The organism is Acidobacteriota bacterium, assembly GCA_009861545.1.
GTDB lineage: Bacteria > Acidobacteriota > Vicinamibacteria > Vicinamibacterales > UBA8438 > WTFV01.
Genome location: VXME01000150.1, coordinates 1 through 22,166, shown reverse-complemented (window position 1 = coordinate 22,166; position 22,166 = coordinate 1). Strand labels below are relative to the sequence as shown.

At 70.2% G+C, this 22,166-nt stretch carries 15 protein-coding genes and 2 pseudogenes; 12 read left to right on the top strand and 5 right to left on the bottom strand.

Going from position 1 to position 22,166, the window contains the following annotated elements:
* Positions 1-38: 38 nt before the first annotated feature.
* Together F4X11_22975 and F4X11_22970 are read right to left on the bottom strand one after the other, a co-directional pair.
* Positions 39-776 (bottom strand): DUF4102 domain-containing protein, encoded by a 738-nt coding sequence (locus tag F4X11_22975; GenBank protein MYN67854.1) that lies wholly within the window; start codon positions 774-776, stop codon positions 39-41.
* A complete protein-coding gene (locus tag F4X11_22970; GenBank protein ID MYN67853.1) occupies positions 572-2,779 on the bottom strand; it encodes a PQQ-binding-like beta-propeller repeat protein in 2,208 nt (735 codons plus the stop codon). Before F4X11_22970 ends, F4X11_22975 begins: the two co-directional genes overlap by 205 nt.
* A gap of 63 nt (positions 2,780-2,842) precedes the next feature.
* Here F4X11_22970 and F4X11_22965 point away from each other — a divergent pair, with 63 nt between their 5' ends.
* From F4X11_22965 to F4X11_22930, 8 genes are all read left to right on the top strand, one after another.
* Complete coding sequence (locus F4X11_22965) at positions 2,843-3,394, top strand: hypothetical protein (protein ID MYN67852.1); 552 nt, start codon at positions 2,843-2,845, stop codon at positions 3,392-3,394.
* 107 nt (positions 3,395-3,501) lie between these two features.
* The gene (locus F4X11_22960) at positions 3,502-4,455 is read left to right on the top strand and encodes a hypothetical protein (protein ID MYN67851.1); all 954 of its coding nucleotides are present in this window, start codon (positions 3,502-3,504) and stop codon (positions 4,453-4,455) included.
* Between the two features lie 64 nt (positions 4,456-4,519).
* A complete protein-coding gene (locus tag F4X11_22955) occupies positions 4,520-5,449 on the top strand; it encodes a hypothetical protein (GenBank protein ID MYN67850.1) in 930 nt (309 codons plus the stop codon).
* A 109-nt stretch (positions 5,450-5,558) separates the two neighbouring features.
* Positions 5,559-8,060, top strand: a complete 2,502-nt coding sequence (locus tag F4X11_22950; GenBank protein ID MYN67849.1) for a DUF5117 domain-containing protein — start codon at positions 5,559-5,561, stop codon at positions 8,058-8,060.
* A 90-nt stretch (positions 8,061-8,150) separates the two neighbouring features.
* Positions 8,151-8,375 carry a hypothetical protein gene (locus F4X11_22945; GenBank protein ID MYN67848.1) on the top strand — a complete coding sequence of 75 codons (225 nt, stop codon included), beginning with the start codon at positions 8,151-8,153 and terminating at the stop codon, positions 8,373-8,375.
* A 128-nt stretch (positions 8,376-8,503) separates the two neighbouring features.
* Positions 8,504-9,304 carry a carboxymuconolactone decarboxylase family protein gene (locus F4X11_22940; GenBank protein MYN67847.1) on the top strand — a complete coding sequence of 267 codons (801 nt, stop codon included), beginning with the start codon at positions 8,504-8,506 and terminating at the stop codon, positions 9,302-9,304.
* 93 nt (positions 9,305-9,397) lie between these two features.
* Positions 9,398-11,440, top strand: coding sequence for a PQQ-binding-like beta-propeller repeat protein (locus F4X11_22935; protein ID MYN67846.1), 2,043 nt, complete (start codon positions 9,398-9,400; stop codon positions 11,438-11,440).
* Between the two features lie 206 nt (positions 11,441-11,646).
* Complete coding sequence (locus F4X11_22930; GenBank protein MYN67845.1) at positions 11,647-12,645, top strand: hypothetical protein; 999 nt, start codon at positions 11,647-11,649, stop codon at positions 12,643-12,645.
* An 857-nt stretch (positions 12,646-13,502) separates the two neighbouring features.
* Here the strand turns inward: F4X11_22930 and F4X11_22925 are convergent.
* A pseudogene (locus F4X11_22925) lies at positions 13,503-15,086 on the bottom strand (DEAD/DEAH box helicase).
* Between the two features lie 334 nt (positions 15,087-15,420).
* On the opposite strand from F4X11_22925, the gene F4X11_22920 reads away from it, so the two are divergent.
* Complete coding sequence (locus F4X11_22920) at positions 15,421-16,431, top strand: hypothetical protein (GenBank protein MYN67844.1); 1,011 nt, start codon at positions 15,421-15,423, stop codon at positions 16,429-16,431.
* A gap of 3 nt (positions 16,432-16,434) precedes the next feature.
* On the opposite strand, the gene F4X11_22915 is transcribed toward F4X11_22920, so the two are convergent.
* Positions 16,435-17,271, bottom strand: a complete 837-nt coding sequence (locus F4X11_22915) for a carboxypeptidase regulatory-like domain-containing protein (GenBank protein ID MYN67843.1) — start codon at positions 17,269-17,271, stop codon at positions 16,435-16,437.
* Positions 17,272-17,326: 55 nt separating this feature from the next.
* Entirely contained in the window at positions 17,327-18,985 is a 1,659-nt protein-coding gene (locus F4X11_22910) for an FAD-dependent oxidoreductase (GenBank protein MYN67842.1), read from the bottom strand.
* A gap of 191 nt (positions 18,986-19,176) precedes the next feature.
* On the opposite strand from F4X11_22910, the gene F4X11_22905 reads away from it, so the two are divergent.
* The 3 genes and pseudogenes from F4X11_22905 to F4X11_22895 all read left to right on the top strand — a co-directional run bounded on the left by F4X11_22905 (position 19,177) and on the right by F4X11_22895 (position 22,166).
* The gene (locus tag F4X11_22905) at positions 19,177-20,238 is read left to right on the top strand and encodes a hypothetical protein (GenBank protein MYN67841.1); all 1,062 of its coding nucleotides are present in this window, start codon (positions 19,177-19,179) and stop codon (positions 20,236-20,238) included.
* Between the two features lie 90 nt (positions 20,239-20,328).
* Positions 20,329-21,921 carry an ATP-binding protein gene (locus tag F4X11_22900; GenBank protein MYN67840.1) on the top strand — a complete coding sequence of 531 codons (1,593 nt, stop codon included), beginning with the start codon at positions 20,329-20,331 and terminating at the stop codon, positions 21,919-21,921.
* 119 nt (positions 21,922-22,040) lie between these two features.
* A pseudogene (locus F4X11_22895) lies at positions 22,041-22,166 on the top strand (NUDIX hydrolase).

The following is a 22,166-nucleotide window of genomic DNA, read 5'->3' as shown; positions in this document are numbered from 1 at the left end:
GCCGACGTCGGTTCGCCCAGCAGCCAGCGCAGGTCAGCCTAGCCGATATGACTGGCACTTGCACGACGACCGACCTGCGCGCTGTCGCCGTGAACGCCTTGACGTGCCAGATCGGCGTGAGGATCTCCAGCACGTCGGTCGTGTTGACTTCGGAGACGGGCCGGTCGCCGACGCGGGGGGAAGACGTACCGTTCCATGCTCCGCCTCCAGTTGTGAACGTGCCACCGGCCGCGCCAGCCGTCGCGCTTCTGTTCGAGGACACGCCGGGCGGCTTCGGCGAAGGTGGGAACGCCCTGGACGCGGCGTTTCTCCGAGAGAGGCTCGCCGCCCGACCGGGCCAGCATGCGTTTGGCGAGGGCCTGCTCGCGGGCCTTGGCGAGCGGGACGAGCGCGGCGGCGCCGAGTCGGAGTTCGCGGCGCCGTCCGCGGACGACGAACCGCTGGATCCAGCTTCGGGTCCCGGTCGGTTGGACGAACAGGTACAGACCATTGCCGTCCGCGTGCCTGCCGGGCGGGGCGGAACGGACGAAGGCGGCCGAGAGCGCCTTGTTGGGATGGCGTCCCCGGCGCGTCAAGGGAGCGCGAAGACGAACAGGTTGTTGCCGGCGCTGGGCCGGATCTCCGGCGTCAGCCGGCCGAACAGAGAAGCGGTGCTGGCGGTCCCGGTACCGACCGCGATGTACTGCTTGCCGTCCACCGCGTAGCTGATCGGGAAGCTCGTCACCGCCGAGCCGAGGTTGATCTCCCAGAGGACCTCGCCGGTCTCCTGATCCCACGCCTTGAACCGGCCGTTGTTGTCGCCCCCGAAGACCAGCCCGCCGCCGGTGGCTACCAGCGACATCGTGGCCGCGCGCTGCTCGTGCAGCCACACCGTCTCGCCCGTCTCGGCGGAGATGGCGTGGACCGTACCGACCTGGTCGGTGCCGGGCGCGATCTGGTTGCGGACGGCGAGGGCGTAGTGCGAGGTTCCCGGCGCGGTGGTCGCCAGCATGCGCGCACAGGCGTTGCGCAGCGGCATGTACATGGTGTTGGTCAGGGGGCTGTAGGCGCCGGCCTCCCAGTCCTTGCCGCCGTTCCAGGTGGGGCAGGCGAGGACCTCCTGGCCCTCCGCACTGAAGACGAGCTCGGCGTTCTCGGTGACCGCGCCGGTGGCCCCGTCGATGTCGCTGATGACGTTCTGCGTGACGGTGTTCCTGGCCCAGAGGAACTCGCCGGTCTCCCGGTCGAGCGTGTAGACCACGCCGGTCTTGCCGGGAACCCCGGTCACGACGCGGCGGACCTCGCCGGGCTGGATGCGCGGGTTGATCCAGGTCACCTCGCTCGCATCCGGCGCGACGGCGGTATCGACCAGCAGCCGCTCGAACGGATGGTCGAGGTCCCAACTGTCGTTCAGGTGCTGGTAGTACCACACGATCTCGCCGGTGTCGGCGTCCAGCGCCAGGGTGGAGTTGTGGTAGAGGTGCTTGTTGTCGACCCCGCCCAGCATGAACTTGGGCGCCGGCGAGGTGACCGACGTCCCGACGTAGACCAGGTTCAGCTCGGGATCGAAGCTCGGCACCATCCACGAGCCGACGTGGGCTCGCTCCTCGTAGGGCACGCCGCCCCACGACTCGTCGCCCGGCTCGCCGGGGGCCGGGATGAGTCGGCGCCGCCAAATCTCCTCGCCGGTCCGGGCGTCGTGGGCCATGATGACGCAGGCCTCGGGACCGCGCCGGGGGCGGCAGCTCCGCCCGGAGATCACCTTGCCGTCGGCGACGATGGGGCCGGCCGAGTGCCGGGCGGGATTCTGCGTGTAGTCGAAGAGTTGCGTCTCCCAGACCAGCTCGCCGGTCGTGGCGTTCAGCGCGAAGGCGTAATCGTCGTTGGCGGTGTCGATGATCATGTCGTCCCAGATCGCGATGTTGCGGTTGACGCTGATCAGTCCGCCCAGATAGTCGTTGACGTCGTCGGGGATATCGCGGTGGTACTCCCACTGCAGGTCGCCGGTCACCGCGTCGATCGCCTGGATGACGTCGTTCGGGTTCGGCATGTACAGCGTGCCGCCGTAGGCGATCGGCGTGCCCTGCTGTGCGCCGGGCCCCAGCGCCCGCGTCCACACCATGCGCAGGTCGCCGACGTTGTCGCGATCGATCTGATCGAGCGGGCTGTAGCCCCAGCCGTCCAGCGTGCGGCGCCACATCAACCAGTCGCCGTCCGCGGGGCTCTGCAGCATGGCGTCGGTGACGGGGACGAATTCGGCGTCCGCCGGGCTCTGACCCGCCACGGGACCGGCGGTCGCCAACAGGAGCGTTGCGGCTAGCAGGGAAGCGCGGCGGCCGACTGGAATCGAATGGTGCATGTCGGGACTCCTTCGCTGCGCACGGTAACACACGATCCGCGCACGCGATCCGCCGGCGACCGGGCTATGCTTGACCTCCTGCCGGTCACGCGCGGCCGGTGGGCGATTCCCGCGCCGCCGGCGGGGCGCCCATCGGGGAAACGGGAGAGAACGATGAGATTCTCCGTGACCCGTATGCGGTCGGCATCGCTCGTCGCGCTCGCCCTGACGCAGACGCCCGCGGCGGGCGGCACGCAGGAGCCCTCGCTGGCTGCCGTGCTGACGCAGGCGACCCAATACGTCGACGAGCTGCACCGGGAGCTCGCCGGCGTGGTGATGGAGGAGCGGTACGAGCAGCGTTCGCGGGTGCCGCCCCAGTATGCCAGGCAGATTCCGCGAATCGGTCGCGTGACGCTCCTTTCGGACTACCTCCTCGTGCAGCCCCGGGGATCCGAACGTCATTTGGGCTTCCGGGATGTCTTCGCAGTCAACGGACGAGCCGTTCGCGACCGCGAGGAACGCCTGATGGAGCTCTTTCTCGACCGCTCCGCATCGGTGGACCGGCGGATCCGGGAAATCGTGGCCGACAGCGCCCGCTACAACGTCGGCGACGTCGAGCGCAACATCAACACGCCCACCATGGCCTTGCTCTTTCTCAGTTCCGCGTACAAGGACCGATTCGAGTTCCGCCGCGGAACCGACGCCACCACCCGCCTGCGAATCGATGCACCCGGACGCGGCCTGGGCCTGTGGGTCGTCGACTACGAGGAAACGGGAGCGATCACCGTGATTCGCGGGCGGGACGATCAGCGCCTGCCCGTCCGCGGGCGATACTGGGTCGAACCGGCGACCGGCCGTGTGTTCCTCAGCGAGCTCGTCCTGGACTCCGACAGCCTCGAGGCGCTCATCACCGTCCGCTACGAGGCGAACGACACGCTCGGGCACTTCGTGCCGGTCGAGATGCGCGAACGCTACCGCAATCTCCTGACGGGGTCTCGCGTCGAGGGCACGGCGACGTACAGGCGCTTTCGCCGGTTCCAGGTGCTCGTCGAGGAGTCCGCGCCGGTCCGCAACTGAGTCCGTCGCGCGGCTGCGCCGGGCGCGGCTCGCGAGTGCGCCGTGTCGAGCGCGGCTGCTCGACGGTGGCTCGCTTCGCCCGACGGCGGTATAGTCGCCTGAAGCCCATGGGTCGACGTTGGACACGGACCGGCATCGTTTCCTGCGCGCGCCGGTGGTCGCGCCTGGCGGCGGCAGGGCGCGCGGCGCCGGCGGCGGGCGTCGCCTTGACGCTGGCCCTGGTGTCCGCAGGCCCCGGTCGGGCCCAGGAACCCTCGCTGCCGCAGTTGCTCGCGCGGGCCACCGAGTACGTCGAGGAACTGCACGCGCAGCTCTCCGGCGTGGTGATGGAGGAGCGCTATCAGCAGCGAGCGTCGTCGCCGGGCTTCGGGTTCGGGAACGATTCCTACGAGCGGGTCACCCTGCGCTCGGATTATCTCCTGGTGCGTCCGGAAGGCTCCGAGCGGTACTTCGGCTTCCGGGACGTCTTCGAGGCCAACGGCAGCCGGGTGCGCGATCGGGAGGAGCGGCTGACGCAGCTCTTTCTCGACGGCCGGTCGACGGTGGACCGGCGGGTGCAGGGCATCCTGACCGACAGCGCGCGCTACAACGTCGGCGACATCCAGCGCAACACCAACACGCCGACCTTGGCGCTGCTCTTCCTGCGGCAGTCGTACAAGCCGCGGTTCGAGTTCGAACGCGTGCGAGACCGGTCTCCGAGCCTCGGGATCGACGAGCCGGATGACGATGGCGTCTGGGTGATCGCGTACCGGGAGACCTGGCCGACCACCGTGATCCGCCGTCGTCGAGGCGGCAACCTGCCGGCCGGGGGCCGCTACTGGATCGACCCGCGCACGGGTCGCGTCCTGGTCACGGAGCTCGCGCTGGAGGACGAAGGGCTCGAGTCGCTGGTCACCGTCCGCTACGAGAGGCCGGACGAGCTGGACCACCTCGTACCGGTCGAGATGCGGGAGCGATACAACAATCGGCGCAGCGGTTCGCGCGTGGAGGGTACGGCGACCTACAGCCGCTTCCGGCGTTTCCAGGTGCTCGTGGAGGAGTCGGCGCCGTTTCGCGATTGATCGAGCGCGGGCGCCGGCGTCGTCGTCCGAGGCCACTCCTGTGACAGGTGGGACGGAGGCGAACATGGACAACGAGGCCGCCAGGGGCAGTACGGCGCCCACCGGGATTCGGACGTTGATTCCGGTGTTGGCGCTGACCCTGACCCTGGCTCCGGCGCTGCCGGGTCTGGCGCAGGAGCCGTCGCTCTGGCTCGTGCTCGTCCGTGCGACGCACTACGTCGAGCAGCTCCACGCGCAGCTTTCGGGCGTCGTGATGGAGGAGCGGTACGAGCAGCGGGCCACGCAGTCCGGCGTCTTCCAGCGGCGCGGGAACGACGCCGTCCAACGCGCTACGCTGCGTTCGGACTATCTCCTGGTCCAGCCGGAGGGCGCCCGCCGGCACTTCGGCTTCCGGGACGTCTTCGAAGCCAACGGCAGCCGGGTCCGGGATCGCGATGATCGGCTGGCCGGGCTTTTTCTCGACACGGGGGCGTCGCTGGACGACCGGGTGCGGGGGATTCTGGCGGAGAGCGCGCGCTACAACGTCGGCGACGTCCGGCGCACCACCAACACGCCGACCTTCGCGCTCCTCTTTCTGCGCGAGTCGTACAAGCGGCGGTTCGCGTTCGAGCGCGTAGCGGACCGTCCGCCGGGCCTGGGCGTCGACCTGCCGGAGAGCGCCGGCGTGTGGGTCGTCGCCTACCGGGAAACGGCGCCGACCACCGTAGTCCGCGGGGGCGATCGCGAGAACGTGCCCGCGCGAGGCCACTTCTGGATCGAGGCTGCGAGCGGCCGCGTGCTGGCCAGCGAGCTGGCTCTCGACGGCAACGACGTCGAATCGCTCGTCGCGGTCCGCTACGGGATGCCCGCGGAGCTGGAACACCCCGCACCGGTGGAGATGCGCGAGCGCTACCACAATCTGGAGAGCGGCTCGGAGGTCGAAGGCGTGGCCACCTACAGTCGCTTCCGCCGCTTCCGCGTGGTGGTCGACGAGTCCGAGCCATTCCGCAACTGACCGACCGGCCCTCCGTTGCCACCGCGTTTCCCGCGCCGCGTCGGGCCGCGGGCGCTCCAACTGCGTGCTACGCTGCCGGCGGAAACGGACTCGCCGAAGGAGAGAGCGGATGATCAGGGCCAGGTTCACGTTGCGGGCGGCAGCGGCAATCGCAATTTCGACCGCGCTCGGTTGGCCGGCCGCGGCCGGCGCACGGGAGGGCGGCCTGCCGGCCATCGAGTCGCATACGGCCGGGTTCGAGCGGCTGGACGGCTTCTTTCCGCTCTACTGGGACGACGACGCCGGGACGCTCTGGCTGGAGATCGGCCGTCTCGGCGTCGAGGTGTTGTACGTCAATGCGCTCGCCGCCGGGGTGGGATCGAACGATATCGGTCTGGACCGCGGGCAGCTCGGCGGCACGCGCATCGTGCGGTTCGAGCGGGTCGGCCGCAAGATCCTGATGGTTCAGCCGAACTACGCCTACCGCGCAGACACTTCGAACCCGGACGAACGGCGGGCGGTGGAGGACGCCTTCGCCACCTCGATTCTGTTCGGGTTCACGGCCGCCGCGCGCACCGACGATCGCTTCCTCGTCGACGCCACGCCGTTCCTGCTGCGCGACGTCCACGGCGTCGCGGATCGCCTGCCCGGCGCGTACCGGCTCGACGGCCGGCGCAGCGCCGTCCACCTCGCCCGGACGATGGCGTTTCCCGAGAACACCGAGATGGAGGCCACGCTCACGTTTGCGCGCGAGAGCCGCGGGGACGGACCCGGCTTCGGCCGCGGCTCCATCGACGCGGTGACTCCCAGCGCCGAAGCGGTGACGGTGCGGCAGCGGCAGTCCTTCATCGCGCTGCCCGATGATGGCTATACGCCGCGGCCCTACGATCCGCGCGCCGGGTACGGCGCGGTTTCCTACGTCGACTACGCGGCCCCGCTCGGCGATCCGATGACCCGCCGCTATCTGCGCCGGCATCGCCTGGAGAAGCGCGACCCGGGCGCGGAGACCAGCGAGGCGGTCGAGCCCATCGTCTATTACCTGGATCGGGGCACGCCGGAGCCGATCCGCTCGGCGCTGCTGGATGGCGCGCGCTGGTGGAGCCAGGCGTTCGAGGCGGCCGGGTACCGGGACGCCTTCCGCGTGGAGCTGATGCCGGAGGGAGCCGATCCGCTCGACGTGCGCTACAACGTCATCCAGTGGGTGCACCGCTCCACGCGGGGCTGGAGCTACGGCAGCTCGGTGACCGATCCGCGCACGGGCGAGATCATCAAGGGACACGTCACGCTCGGTTCCCTGCGCGTCCGGCAGGACTACCTCATCGCCGAGGGACTGCTCTCGCCCTATCTGCGCGGTGACGAAGAAGTGCCCGAGCTGGCGGATCTGGCGCTGGCGCGGATCCGCCAGTTGTCCGCGCACGAGGTAGGGCACACCCTGGGGCTCGGCCACAACTACTACGCGAGCAGTCAGGGACGGATCTCGGTCATGGACTACCCGCACCCGCTCGTGACGCTGGGCCCGGACGCGCAGATCGACCTGTCGGACGCCTACGACGTCGGCATCGGGGAATGGGACGAAGTGGCCATCGCCTATGGCTACCAGGACTATCCGGACGGGACCGACACGGCGTCCGCGCTGCAGCGGTTGCTCGACGAGGCGTGGGACGAGGACCTGCGCTACCTGACGAACCAGGATGCCGCCGCACACCCGCGGGTCCACCTGTGGGCCAACGGCACCGACCCCGCCCGCGAGCTGGAGCGGATGCTGCAAGTGCGCCGCGTCGCCCTCGACCGCTTCGGCGAGAGCGCGATTCCCGCCGGGCGCCCGCTGGCGACGCTGGAGGAAGCGCTGGTGCCGCTCTACCTGCACCACCGCTACCAGGTCGATGCCGCGGCGTCCGCGCTCGGCGGGGTGGACTACGTCTATGCGCTGCGGGGCGACGGCCGCGTGCCGGTGAGCCCCGTCCCGGGCGATCGCCAGCGGGCGGCGCTGGCGGCGCTCCTGCGCACGCTCGACCCGGCGGAGCTGGCGCTGCCGGAAAGCGTGCTGCAACGGATTCCTCCACGGCCGCCGGGCCACGGCCCGCATCGGGAGCTGTTCCCGCGCCGGACCGGTCCGGTGTTCGATGCGCTGACGCCGGCCATCGTCGCGGCGGATCTGACCGTCTCGCGGATGCTCGTCCCGTCCCGGGCTGCCCGCCTGGTCGAGCAGGCCATGCTCGACGACACCCTGCCGGACCTGGAGGAGGTACTGGAAGCGATGGTGGAGGGTGTCTTCGACACGCCGGCCGAATCCGCGTACGCGCGCGCGGTCCGGCGGGCGGTGCAGCGGGTTGTCGTCGAACGGTTGATGGGACTCGCCGAGGGCGCTCCCATGGCGGAGGTGCGCGCCCACGCGGCGGAGACACTGGAGCGCATCCACACTCTCCACACCCGACGATCGGCGACCGATACCCACAATCGATTGCTGCGGCGCGAGATTGAACGCTTCCTCGAGCGACCGGGTGGTCCCGTTCCGAATCCGGCCGCGCCCATGCCTGTTGCGCCTCCGGGCAGCCCGATCGGTTCACCAGCGCTGGAGTGGCTGCGCGGGTCGACCCAGGTTTGCGCCTGGGAATGGCGGCCGGGTTTCTGATGCCCAACCCGCCGCGGCGATCCCGTATACTCGAATTGTCTCTGCTTCCGAACCCCCACCAGGAAGGGCAGGGAACCGGTGAGTCATCTCGTGACCGAAGTCTACGAAGCGTTCCGCGCGGCGGGAGTCGACGACTCCACCGCCAAGGCGGCGGCAGGTGCGATCCCGCTGGCGCACGACGTCGCCACCCGCATCGACATCGAACGTGTGCGGCAGGAGATAGCCGAGTTCAAGGCCGACATCTATCGCGCACTGTGGCTTCAGGGCCTTGGAATCGTGACGTTGACCGTGGCCCTGCTCCGGATTCTCCCGTAGCGGCGCAGTCCCTTCGACTCCGTACGATTCGCTTCGACCGGGGTACCATTGCGTCCGGGAGCCGAGCGGTCGCGGAGGAAGCCGCTCGACGGTTGAGAGAATCCGGGCACCGTTGAGGAGTACGAACCATGAAGAGATCACGGCTGGTTCAGGTCGCAGCGTTGGTCGCGGTCGTGGTGACCTGCGGATTGCCGTCCGCCGGCGCGGCGCCCGCGGCGGCGCAACAGGTCGACGTGCCCGCGCTGCCGGCGCCCGACCTGTACGCCGGTTCGCCCTATCTGCGTGAGCTGCGAAACACCCTGGTCTACGGCGAGGTCTGGGAGCGTCCCTACCTGTCGAAGCGGGATCGCAGCCTGATCACGATCGCCGTTCTGCAGGCCCTGGCCCGCGAGGAGCTGGCAATCCACATCCCGCGCGGCCTCGACAACGGGCTGACGCCGGAGGAGATCTCAGAGATCATCCTGCACGTCACCTTCTACGCCGGTTGGCCGACCGGGGTGCAGGCGTCCCTGACGGCGGCCGAGGCGTTCGAGGCACGGGGAGTGACCCTGGGCGACCTGCCGCGCGCCCCCGATCTCGAGGAAGCGGTGACGACGCCGGGCGGTCTGAGTGACGCGTACGCGGCCGTGCCGCGGCTCGGAGCGTTGCGGAACAGCCTGCTGTACGGCGACATCTGGGAGCGGCCGACGCTGTCGAAGCGCGACCGCAGCCTCGTCACGGTGGCGGTGAACCAGGCGCTCTACGTCACCAACGAGCTGCGGCTGCACATCGATCGCGCCCTGGACCAGAACGGCGTGACCCCGCAGGAGCTGTCCGAGGTGGTGCTGCATGTCACGTTCTACGCCGGCTGGCCGGCCGCGGTGAACGCCGGCCGTCTGCTGACCGCGGCGTTCCGGGCTCGCGACGTGGCGTTCGCCGACCTCAAGTAGCCCACGGGCGCGGCCGCGCTCGGCGTCCCGGGCGGTGAGCTGCCCGCAAGTCGTCAGCGGTCGTTGAGGCAACCGAAGGGAAGCGCGAGTCGCATGAGACAGCACAAGAGGACTCTGGTCGGAGCATTCCTGGTAACGGGGCTCGCGGCCCTCCCCGCCGTCGCCCAGCAGGGGGCCACCGGCGGCGAGTGGCGTTCCTATGCGGCGGACGCCTGGGGCACGAAGTACTCGCCGCTGGACCGGATCGACGGAGACAACTTCGGCGACCTGGAGCTGGCGTGGCGCTGGCGCACCGCGGACTCGCATCTGCCCGTCGAGAACGAGCACGGCGTCTCCCTCGTTGCCGCCGAGACCGTGTTCGAGCACCTGGAGGCCGAGAATCCCGACCTCTGGGTGACACGCCCGGGCATTGCCCGCCTGTCGGCGACGCCGCTGATGGTCGACGGCGTGCTGTACCTGGCCACGCCGCTGTACCAGGCGGCCGCGATCGATGCCCACACCGGGGAGACGCTCTGGATCCACAATCCACGCGTCTACGAATCCGGCAGTCCGCCGCTGCCGTCTCCCTGGAACCACCGCGGGGTGGCCTACTGGGAGGACGGCGAAGAGGCGCGGATAATCTGGGGGACGGGCGACGGCTACCTGACCGCGGTGGATGCTCGCACCGGGCTGCTCGCCGCGGACTTCGGCGACAACGGGCGGGTGAGCCTGGAGGAAGGGATCCCGCGGGCGCGCGACAACCCCAGCCGGCTGCCGCCTCCTTCCCGCTCGCCGCCGCTCGTGGTCGGCGACACGATCATCGTCGGCTCGTCGGTGCACGACTACCTGCTCCGGAGGGAGAACGCGCCGGGCTTCGCCCGCGCCTACGACGCGCGGACGGGCCGGCACAAGTGGGACTTCCACACCGTGCCGCAGAGCGCCGACGAGTTCGGATCCGACACGTGGCTGCACGAGGCCTGGCGCTACTCGGGCAACACCAACGTCTGGGGCAACATCGCGGCGGACCCCGAGCTCGGCTACGTCTACCTGCCGACCAGCACGCCCACGTCGGACTACTACGGCGGGCACCGGGTCGGCGACAACCTGTTCGCCGAGAGCCTCATCTGCGTCGACCTGGAGACCGGCCAGCGCGTCTGGCACTTCCAGATGGTGCACCACGGGGTCTGGGACTACGACAACCCGACCGGCCCCAACCTGCTGGACGTCACCGTCGACGGCCGCCGGGTGAAGGCGCTGGCGCAGGTGACCAAGCAGGGGTTCGTTTATGCGTTCGACCGGGTGACGGGCGAGCCGATCTGGCCGATAGAGGAGCGGCCGGTGGCGACCGACACCGACCTGGCGGGGGAGGTGCTGGCGCCGACGCAGCCGTTCCCGACCCGGCCGGCTCCCTTCGAGTACCAGGGAGCGTCGATCGATGACCTGATCGATTTCACGCCGGAGGTCCGGCAGATGGCGCTGGAGGCGGTGGAGGGATTCCGGCTGGGCCCCCTGTATACGCCGCTCTCCCTCAACGGCACCATCTTCCGCCCGAGCGCGGGCGGCGGCGCGAGCTGGGGTGGAGGCGCCGTGGATCCCGAGACCGGCGTCATCTACATCCCGTCGCGCAACGCGCAATCCGTCATGCGGTTCCGCGAGCCGGGACCCGGCGAGGACTCGACCCTGCGCTACGTGCTCAGCCGCGGCGGCGCGCCGTTCCTGGAGGGCGGCAACCCGCGGCGTACGCCCGTCATGCCGCAGGGGCTGCCGCTCTGGAAGCCGCCGTACTCGCGGATGACGGCCATTGACATGAACACGGGCGAACATCGCTGGATGACGCCGCTCGGCGACGGCGACCGCGTCCGCAACCACCCGTTGCTGCGCGATCTCGACCTGCCGCCGCTGGGCGGGGACAGCGGTCGCAACGGGCCGCTGGTGACGAAGACGCTGCTGGTGCAGTCCCTGACGGCCGGCGGCACCGGCGACGGGCCGCAGCTCGTCGCCTACGACAAGGCCACCGGTGAGGCGCTGGCGGCGGTCGACCTGCCGGGCGGCGCTATCGGGACGCCGATGACCTACATGCTGGATGGCCGGCAGTACATCGCCCTCACCGTCGGCGGCGAGGCCCCGTCGCTGGTCGCGTTCAGGCTGCCGCGGTGACGATCTGCTCACGACCCGTCTCGGCGACATCGGGTGCACGGTAAGGGGCGCAACGAACTGGATGGCCGGACATTCCGATCGAATGGCCGAGAGCGACTGAGACGCTTGCGTTTCCGTTCGCCCGCGTCTACTGTGATCGGTCGAGATTCCCGTACCGTGATTTGTCGAGAGCCCGCCGGGCGTCACCGGCGGAGGGGAGGCTGGAAATGCTCAGGAGTTGTCTCGCGGCGTTCTTCGTGCTGACCGTTGTGCTCACGCTCACGCCGGCGGACGCAGCCGCGCAGGCCGGTGAGCGCACGATGCCGATGCGGACGCCGGATGGCCAGCCCGACGTGTCCGGCACCTTTACCTTCCGCACCCTGACGCCGTTCCAGCGGCCCGCGCAGTTCGAAGGGCGGGAGAGTCTCTCGCTCGAAGAGGCCGCCGCGTTCGAGGCGGCGGAGCGTGTGCGGCTGAACCGCGACCTCTTCGACCCGGAGAAGGGCGCGGCCGGCTATCGCCCGCGTTCGGAAGGGGGCGTCCTGTCGTACAACGAGTTCTGGTACGAGCGGGGCATCGAGCTGACCTCCGACAAGCGGACTTCCCTGATTGTCGATCCGCCCGACGGCCGGTTGCCGCCGCGCACCGAAGCCGCGATCCAGGCGGCGGCGGAGCGGCGCGCCTATCAGGAGGAGCACCGCTACGACTCGTACGAGAACCGCAGCCTCGCCGATCGCTGCATCATGGGCTTCAACTCCGGTCCGCCCATGCGGTCGAGCGCCTACAACAACAACGTGATGATCTTCCAGACGCCGGGCTACGTGACCATCCTCAACGAGATGGTGCACAACGCGCGCGTCATTCCGATCGACGACGACACTGCGAAGCCGCCGTTCCCGCAGTTCGCCGGCGTCTCCCGCGGGCACTGGGAAGGGGAGACCCTGGTCATCGAGACCACGCAGTTCCGGGGCGGGCAGAGCGGCGGCACCGGACCCAACATGCACCTGATAGAGCGCCTGACCCGTATCGATCCGGACACCGTCGCCTACGAGTTCACCGTCACGGACCCGACCGTCTTTACCGCGCCGTACACGGTGATGATGCCGTTCCGCCGGACCGACCAGGACCTCTTCGAGTACGCCTGTCACGAGGGGAACTACGGGCTGACCGGCATTCTGGCCGGCGCGCGGCGCCTGGAAAGCCTGGGGCGCGAGCTGCGGCCGTGACGAGGAGCGATGCCTTCGCCCATTCGGGAGATCGCCGGGAGTCTGGAGGGTTGACCAGGTGACGATGCGAACGCTTATCGGCGTCGCCGCGGTGGCAATGGCTCTTGGAGCCGCCGCGGCCGACGCACAGACGACGGAGTCCGAAGTACGTGTCGAGCGCCTGCTGGACGCACCGATCATCACCCCGGATCTGCACCCGAGCATCGGGGTGAACATCCAGGGCCCGTCCCTGATCGAGGTTCCCGATTGGGTGGAGGACCGGCTGGGCAGGTACTACCTGTACTTCGCCGACCACAAGGGCCTCTACATCCGCCTGGCGTACGCCGACGACCTGCTCGGGCCGTGGACCATCCACCCGCCGGGCAGCCTGCAGATCGCCGATTCGTACTTCCTGACCGAGCCGCCGGAGGTCGCCCCCGAAGTGGCTGCGCGGCTGCGCGCCTCGCAGGAACGGCGCGGGGTGCCGATGTCGCACGACGGACTGTTCGAGGCGACCGCGCCGCACATCGCGTCGCCCGACGTGCACGTCGACGACGCCAATCGCCGCATCGTCATGTACTTCCACGGCCTGGACGATGTCAGCACGCAGACGACGCGGGTGGCGACCTCTCCCGACGGCATCGATTTCGAGACGCGGCCCGAACGTCTCGGCCGGACCTACATGCGCGTGTTCGAGCACGGCGGCTACACCTACGCATTGTCGATGCCGGGGCAGTTCTACCGGTCGCGGGATCCGCTCGGCGGGTTCGAGCAGGGACCGCTGCTGTTCAATGCGGACATGCGCCACCTGGCGCTGCTGAAGCGGGACGACACGCTCTACGTCTTCTGGACGCAGGTGGGCGAGGCGCCCGAGCACATCAAGCTGAGCACCATCGACTTGGCCGGCGACTGGATGACCTGGAAGGAGACCCCGGGCATCGAGGTGCTGCGGCCGGAGTTCGACTGGGAAGGGGCCGACGCGCCGCTCGAGCCGTCCGTCCGGAGCACCGCCTACGGGCACGTGAACCAGCTCCGCGATCCCGCGATCTTCGAGGACGCCGGCAGCGGGCGCATCTTTCTGCTGTACGCCGTGGCCGGCGAGAGCGGGATCGCGATCGCGGAAGTCCACATCGCCGAATAGCGCCGCCGAGAGGATTCACGCGGTCACCCGGGAACCCGGTCTCCCCGAATCAACGGACGGGGCGGCGGCGCGGTCGGGCAGGTGCTCCGACCTTGTCGGGCCCGGCGGTGCGCGCGTACCCGCCTCCCTCCGGTCGTCGACGGCGGCGCTTCGGGCGAGGCGTCTGGCGCCGTCGCGCCGGTGCCGTCACGTCGAGCGCGGCGTCGAATCCGGCTACCGTCTCGCGCGGGATCGCGCTCCCGACCAATCGCTCGATGGCGGCCAGTTGCTGCCCTTCCTCCGGTGCGGCCAGCGAGACCGCGTGGCCGCTCGACCCGGCCCGCGCCGTGCGACCGATGCGGTGCACGTAGTCTTCCGGGACGTGGGGCAGGTCGAAGTTGATGACGTGGCTGATGCCCTCGACGTCGATGCCGCGGGCGGCGATGTCGGTCGCGATCAGCGTGTCGATTCTGCCGTCGCGGAACCCGGCGAGGGTGCGGGTCCGTGCGCCCTGGCTCTTGTTCCCATGGATCGCGGCAACCTGGCGCCGGGACTTCTCCAGGCGCCGCACCAGTTGATCGGCGCGGGCCTTCGTGCGGGTGAACACCAGCGTCGGTCCCATGTCCGCGCGTTCGAGAAGCGTTTTGAGCAGGTCCTTCTTGCTGGTCATGGCGACCGGGTGAACCACCTGCCTGATGGCGCCGACCGGCGTCGCCCGACGCGTTACCTCGATCACGGTGGGATTCGTCGCCGTCCGGCGGATGAGCCTTTCGATCTCGTCCGGCATGGTCGCCGAGAAGAAGAGGTTCTGGCGCGATTCCGGCAGGGCCTCGAGGATGCGCCGGACGTCGGGCAGGAATCCCATGTCGAGCATGCGATCCGCCTCGTCGAGGACCACGGTCTCGACGCGGTCGAGCCGTGCATGGCCCCGCCCGAGGTGATCGAGCAGCCGTCCCGGCGTGGCGACGAGCAGGTCGAGGCCGCCGCGCAGCCGGCGCTCCTGCGGCTCCATGCCGACCCCGCCGAAGACGACAGTGCTGCGCAGCCGCAGGTAGCAGCCGTACTGCCGGGCCGCTTCCGTGATCTGGGCGGCGAGCTCGCGCGTCGGCGTGACCACGAGCGCGCGCGGCGGGCGGCACGGCCGGCCGCTGCCCAGGTGCTGCAGAATCGGCAGCAGGAAGGCCGCCGTCTTGCCGGTGCCGGTCTGTGCGCAGGCGATCAGATCCTGCCCGTCCAGCGCCGCGGGAATGGCCCGCGCCTGGATCGGCGTGGCGGTCTCGTAGCCCGCGCGGGCGACCGCGCGGAGGATTTCCGGGCGCAGGCCCAGGTCGGCGAACTGCATGCGGGTACGTGCTCCAGTTTCCGCGCTCACCCGGGCGCAGATCGTTTCGGTGATCGCCCGTCGACCCGACGGGCGTCCGCAAGAGAATCTGGGAGGAGGGAAGGGCCGGAGAGCGTACCCGGCGACACCCGCTACTCTGAGCGGGCTTCCGGGTGGAGGAACGCCTGCTCGCGATTCAGGACTCGAAGCTCGATCGTAGCATGGATCGCGCCGCGCCCGGATCCGCGGCGCGTGTAGTAGAGTGGCCCGCAGGACGCCGTACCCGCCGGTCCGAGCCGGCCGGTTCGCCGCCCCCGGTCGAATCGGGGTGCTCGCGGCTGGAAGGAGACACGCCATGCATCATCGCGCGCTCGTTCTCGTCGGGATCGTGACCCTGGTCGCCGTGGTCCCCGCCGGCGGTCAGGATGCCTCGGCGCCGAATCGGGCGGCGGAGCAGGAGGCCTACGCGGTACCGCGCACCGCGGACGGCCAACCGGACCTGCAGGGGTTCTGGACCAACCAGACCTACACCCCGCTCGAGCGCCCCGACGGCGTGACCACGGCCTTCCATACCCCCGAGGAGGCGGCCGCCATCGAGCAGGGAAGGGCGGTGCGCGAGGCGTCGCAGACGACCCCCGGCACGATCCCCGACGTGCACTACGACTTCACGCAGTTCGGGCTCGACCGGAGTCAGTCGACCTTCGCGCGCAACCTGCGCACGTCCTTGATCGTGGATCCGCCGAACGGCAGAATCCCGCCCGTGAATGCGCAGGGACAGCAGCGCGCGGCGGAACGCCGGGCGGCGCGCGAGGCGCGCGGCGGACAGTACGACCGGGCGGAGAACCTGCCGCTCGGCGCCCGCTGCATCGTCATGCGCGGCGCCGGCCCGCCGATGATGAACGCGGGCTACAACGCCAACTACCACATCGTCCAGAACCGGGACTACGTCATGATCCTCACGGAGATGATTCATGACGCGCGCATCATCCCGCTCGACGGCCGACCGGCGCCGCCGGCCGGCGCACGCGGATGGATGGGCCAGTCGCGCGGGCGCTGGGAGGGCGACACGCTGGTGGTCGAAACCACCAACTACAACGGCAAGAACCCGTTCCGCGGCGCCGGCCCCGCCCTCCAGGTGACCGAGCGGTTCACCCGCGCGGCCGATGACACCATCATCTACCGCTTCACGGTGGAGGATCCGGAGACCTGGGACGCGCCCTGGACGGCCGAAATGCCGATGAAGCAGACCATCGGGCCGATCTTCGAGCACGCCTGCCACGAGGGCAACTACGGCTTGACGAATATCCTGGCCGGCGCGCGAGAGGAAGAGCGTCGGGCCGCCGAGGAAGCGGCCCAGGGACACTGATGGTCACATCCACACCTGGTCGTCGTCCAGGTCCGCGTCCGTTACGCGCACCGCCGCCACCTCGCGAATGACGTCTCCGGACACCACCGGAATGCGGTCTGCGTGCGGCTGGTAGCCGGCCTTGCGCACGTAGAGGTCGTAGCTTCCCGGGTGCACCGCGACGTGGGCCTGTCCGCTCGCGTCGGTCGTCCCCCGGTAGACGCCCACCCGTACCTCGGCGCCGGCGAGGCGCGTCTCCGTATCCCGATCGACGACCGTCACCGTGACGCGGTGCTCGGGCCGGGTAACCGCGCGGAAACCGAACGTGGTGACCGAGCCTTCGTGCTCGCATGCCGCCTGCTGCGCCGGAGCCGGCGCTGCCGGGTGAGCGTGCTCGGACGGCAGGTGCTGCGCCGGAGCCGGCGTCGCGGGCTGAACCGGCTGTCCCGCGCGGGATGGAGTCGCTTCCTGCGGAGAGACCGACTCTTGCGCCGGAGCCGCGTCGGGTTCCGTCCCGCCGAAAGCCGCGGTCCAGGCGTGGACCCCCTCCTCGGCCGGGGCCTCCAGCATCACCTCCGCGGCGTACAGGGCGCGGGTGCCGGGCGCCGGGCTCTCTCCGAGGCTTCCGTGCCCGACGTCGGCCCCCGCCGCGTCGCGGACCACGACCTGCCGGCCCGCCAGCGGGCACCCCGCCGCGCACTTCACGCCGACGGTCGCCGCGAAGCGGCGGCTCACCACGACGGGCGACGGTACGCCCCACACGGCGATGCTCGTCGGATGCGACTCCCTCGTCGGCTTGCGGCCTCCGGGGTCGATGGCCGTGCCGCCGGCTGCTGCCGGCGGCGTTACCTTGTCGGTCACTGCGGTTTCGTCCCGATTCGGCGTCACCCGCTGCGCCTGCGGATTGCCGGGCCGGCTACGCCATCCCCCCGTTGACTGCCGCGTCACGGCCGGCAATGCGGCCGAAGACGAGGCAGCGGCCGAGACCGTGCTGCGCGAAGCCCCCCTGCGACTCCCCGGCGCAGTACAGCCCCGGGATGACCTGACCCCGCATGTCGATGACCTGCGCCTTCGCGTTCGTGCGCAACCCGGTCAGCGAGTCGTGGAGGATGGGTGTCGACCACGCTGCATAGAACGGCGGCCGCTCGATCTTGTAGCGGGGCGTGGGCTTGTCGAAATCCTCGTCCTCGCCGAGGTCGACGAAGGAGTTGTAACGCGCGACGGTCTCCTCGAGAGTGGCGCCGGACATCGACAGCGTCTGGTACGGGTTCTTGATCGCGGCGGCCAGTTCGGCCAGGGTATCGGCCTGGAAGAAGTAGTCCGGATCGACGTTGGGCGGACGCGGATCCCATTCCTCCCGCTCCACCGCGTCCTGGTCGAAGATGGCCCAGATGGGACCACCGCCGTTCAGCTTGTTCTCGTCGCCGCTCCAGGCCATGGCCGCGGCGAAGAAGTCGTAGCGGGCATCCACCTCGTTCCAGAACCGCCGGCCGGTCTGGTTGACCAGGATCAGATCCTGCCAGTCGATCACGGTCAGGCCCGAGGCGCGGGCGAGATCGAAGATGCGGCTGTCCGTCTGCCAGATCAGGCTGGAGTAGCCCCACTGGCACCCGATGTGGCGCGTCTTCGAGATCGCGATCCCCTGCTCGCAGGTCTGGTTGGCGGTGCCCCAGAGCGATGCCCCGACCGCCATCGCGGCCAGCTCGCCGTCTCCGCTCTGCCGCGACCAGGGCTCGCCCGCCACCTGGTACTCCTCGGTCAGCCGCGGGTCGAAGGTGCGGCGCAGGGTCACGTTGCTGGTGCTGCCGCCGGTGGCCACCAGGACGCCCTTGTTCGCCCGGATGTTCACGGTGCGGCCGTCGTGGGTCGCCGTGATGCCGAGCACGCGGCCCGACGACGGGCTCTCGCGCACGATGCTCTGCATCTTGTGACGCAGCAGGACCTCCGCGCCCTGTGCCCGCGCGCTCTTCTCGAGCGCCCGGACGAGGCCGGACCCCACGCGGGTCGGATGATGGGTGACCCGCTCGCTGGCGACCGGCCACTGGATGGTGCGTTGTTGCCGGCGCACCCGCGAGGCCTGGGTGGGACCGACCAGGTGGTCCTGGAACTTGACGCCGTTCTCGATCAGGAACTCGTAGGTTGCGGCGTTCTCGTCCGCGAAGGCGCGCACGAGGTCCCGGTCGCTGTAGCGGCTCTGCAGGTGGTCGTGGCGGATCCAGTCCAGGAACACCTGATCCGCAGAGTCCTCCACTCCGTGCTTCTTCTGGTTGCTGGTGCCGCCGCCGAGGTGCACGTTGCCGCCGGAGCACAGGCCGTGCCCGCCGATATCGGTGTTCTCCTCGACCATGATCACGGAGGCGCCGTGGTCGATGGCGGAGACGGCCGCCGCAAGCCCCGCGGTGCCGGCGCCGATGGTCACCAGATCAGCCGACATGTCCCAGAAGTCCTGCGCCTCCGCCTCCTGGGTCCGTCCGCCGAGGCCGGCCAGCGCGGTCGCGCCGACGCCGGCGGTCGCGCCCTTCCTGAGAAAGGCCCTCCGACTGACGCTCGCATCCTTCCGTGTCGCCTTGGGCATGGTTGTCCTCCCCGTACGATTCCGCACTGTATCGAGAGTGCGGAGCCGGCGCAAGACCGTATAGCGACGATTGACGGGCGGAGCTTGCGCTGCAGAACGCGGAGAAGCCAGGTGCCGAGGCGCAAGGTCATGGAGCGGGGGGATGGGTCGACGCGCCGAGCCTGCGCGTCGTTTCGGGGCGCTAGAATGGTGTGGTGGCGGCACTCGACCGGAAAGCGCACCGTGGCGGGTCGTTCGCCTTCACGTTGTTCGAGCCGCGGCCGGTCGCTTCCGCCCCGGCGCTGCCGGCAACCGCCCGCCCGCCGGATCTGCCCGGATGCGAGTCGTTTCATCTGCCCGAGAGCGCCCTCGATGCCTACGACGGCCACCTGGAATTCTGGGATGGCTCCACCGAGACCGCCTGGAAGACCCGCGAGCCGACTTCCACGTGGCACGAGCGGCCGACCCGTCGGCTGACGGGACTGGTCGAGCGAATCGCCTCGCTGCGCGGTTCCGGGATCCTGTGCCTCGGATCGGCGGATCTGCTGCGCAGGGACGCGGAGGGCCGCAGGCGTTGGATCATGCAGGCCGACGAAATCCTGTATCTGCATCCGGACCGGGCGCGGGGCCTGGGCTCGGCCGTGATCATCGGCGAGGACCCGTTGCCGGACGTCGCTCTGGAGGTAGACCACTCCACGGACGTGCGCCGGTGGAAGCTCGGCGTGTACCAGGAATGCGGGTTTCCGGAGATCTGGGCGGAGGTCCCGTGGAACATCTCGGTGCGGCGACCGGGACTGGCGATTCACGTGCGCCGGGGCGACGGTTATCGCGAGGCGGAGGAGAGCCTGGCGTTTCCGGGCTGGACGGCGGCGGAAATCCACCGGGCGCTGACGGAGGAGCCGTTGTCGGCGGAAAGCTGGCGGGCGCTGGAGCGCGTGGCGCTGGCGCTGGGCGCGCGCGAGGGAACGACCCCGGAAGATGATCCGCTCACACGCTCGATGAGCCGGCGGGCGGCGGCGCAGGGACATGCGAAAGGCCGCCGGCAGGGGCATGCGGAGGGTCTCGCGGCGGCTCGCGCGCAGGCGGTGACTGCCGCGCTTCGAACACGAGGCGTCGACGCGCCCGCGGACATCGTCGCCGACGACGTGACGCGCCATGCGGACCTTCCGCTCGACACGTTCGTCGCCGCGGCGGTCACGTGTACGAACCTCTCCGAATTCCGGCGGCGCCTCCGGGAGATGCCGGTGATCCCTCCACCGCCCGAGTCGCCTTGAGCGCCGTGTCGTAGCGGCGAGACGGACCCGACACGGCTCGAAGGGCCCGCCCGTCACCGGTGACAGGCGCGTTGCGACAAATTGGAAGCGATGAAGGAGTTCAACACCGAAGGTCCCGTCCGCCCCGACGAGCATTACCTGATCCCGCCCTTGGAGCGGATCGACCTCGACGAGGTGCTCGGTTTCGTACGGAGCGGCAAGTACTTCGCGCTGCACGCCCCGCGGCAGACGGGCAAGACGTCGGCGCTGCTGGCGCTGCGCGATCTGTTGAACAGCGGAGAGGCCGGCGACTACCGTTGCGTCTACGCGAACTTCGAGGTCGGCCAGGCGGCGCGCGAGGACACCGCGCGGGCGCTACGCGCCCTGCTCGGCCAGTTGGCCACCAGGGCGGAGATGACGCTGGACGACGAGACGCCGGGGCGGCTGCGGAATGCGGCGCTAGCGGACGCCGGGCCGGACGGCGCGCTGTTCGAGGTGTTGTCGCGGTGGGCCCGCGCCGACCCGCGGCCGCTCGTCCTGTTGATCGACGAGATCGACACGCTGGTGGGCGACACGCTGCTGTCGGTGCTGCGGCAGCTTCGCGCCGGGTACGACCAGCGGCCCGGGGGATTCCCGCACAGCGTGATCCTGTGCGGGGTGCGGGACGTGCGCGACTACCGCGTCCACTCCACGGCGCGGAACGCGCTGGTGCTCGGCGGCAGCGCGTTCAACATCAAGTCCGCGTCGCTGCGGCTGGGCGACTTCACCGCGGCGGAGACACGGGCGCTCCTGGCGCAACACACGGCGGAAACAGGGCAGGCGTTCGCCCCGGCGGCGCTGGAAGCGATCCGGACGCGGACGGCGGGGCAGCCGTGGCTGGTGAACGCGTTGTGTCGCGAGGCGTGCTTCAAGAGCAGGGCGGGCCGCGACCGTTCCCGCGCCATCACGGAAGGGGACATCCTGGGCGCCCAGGAGCGGCTGATCCTCGCCCGCGTGACGCATCTGGACAACCTGGCCGACAAGCTGCGCGAGGAGCGGGTGCGGCGGGTGGTGTTGCCGATGCTGACCGGCGCCGAGGATCGGGACGGCTACGCGGACCGGGACCGCGACGTCGAGTACGTGCGCGACCTGGGCCTGCTGGCGCAACACGATGCGAAGCGCATCGCGAATCCGATCTACGCGGAGGTGATTCCGCGCGAGCTCACATGGATCACGCAGGACGACGTCGACGCGGAGGCGGCGTGGTTCGTGGACGCGGACGGCGGATTGAACGTCGACAAGCTCCTCGCCGCGTTCCAGCGGTTCTTCCGCGAGCACTCGGAGCACTGGACGCAGCGCTTCGACCGCTACCAGGAGGCCGGGCCGCAACTGTTGCTGCAGGCATACCTGCAGAAGGTGGTCAACGGCGGGGGGCGTGTCGAGCGGGAGTATGCCCTGGGTCGGGGGCGCGTGGACCTGCTGATCGTCTGGCCGCACGCCGGATGCATCCGCCGCTTCGTGGTCGAGTGCAAGGTGCGCGGCGACGGGCTGGAGCCGACTGTCCGCGAAGGAGTCGAGCAGACGCGGGGCTACATGGGTCGTTGCGGGGCCGAGGCGGGCCACCTGATCGTCTTCGACCGCTCGGAGACCAAGACCTGGGAGGAGAAGATCTTCCGCCGCGCACGGTCCGGCGGCCGCGCGCCTGTCACCGTCTGGGGCATGTGACGGGCGCCCGCCGGGCAGAGGCGTCCGCGGCGATGGCGCTCGCCGGTGTCCCCGCCCGAGCAGCGAGCGCCGCCTAACCCGTCGCCAGGGCGACGCGTTAGGCCCCAGCCCCCACTTGGCCTGCGGGAGGTCCTCGTCGTGGCGCGCGCGCGGGCGGGGGGGGGGCGCCGCCCCGCGGGGGGCCCGCCCCCGCGGGGGGGCGCGGCGGGCGGGGGGGGAGGCCGGGCGGGGTGGCACCAGATAAA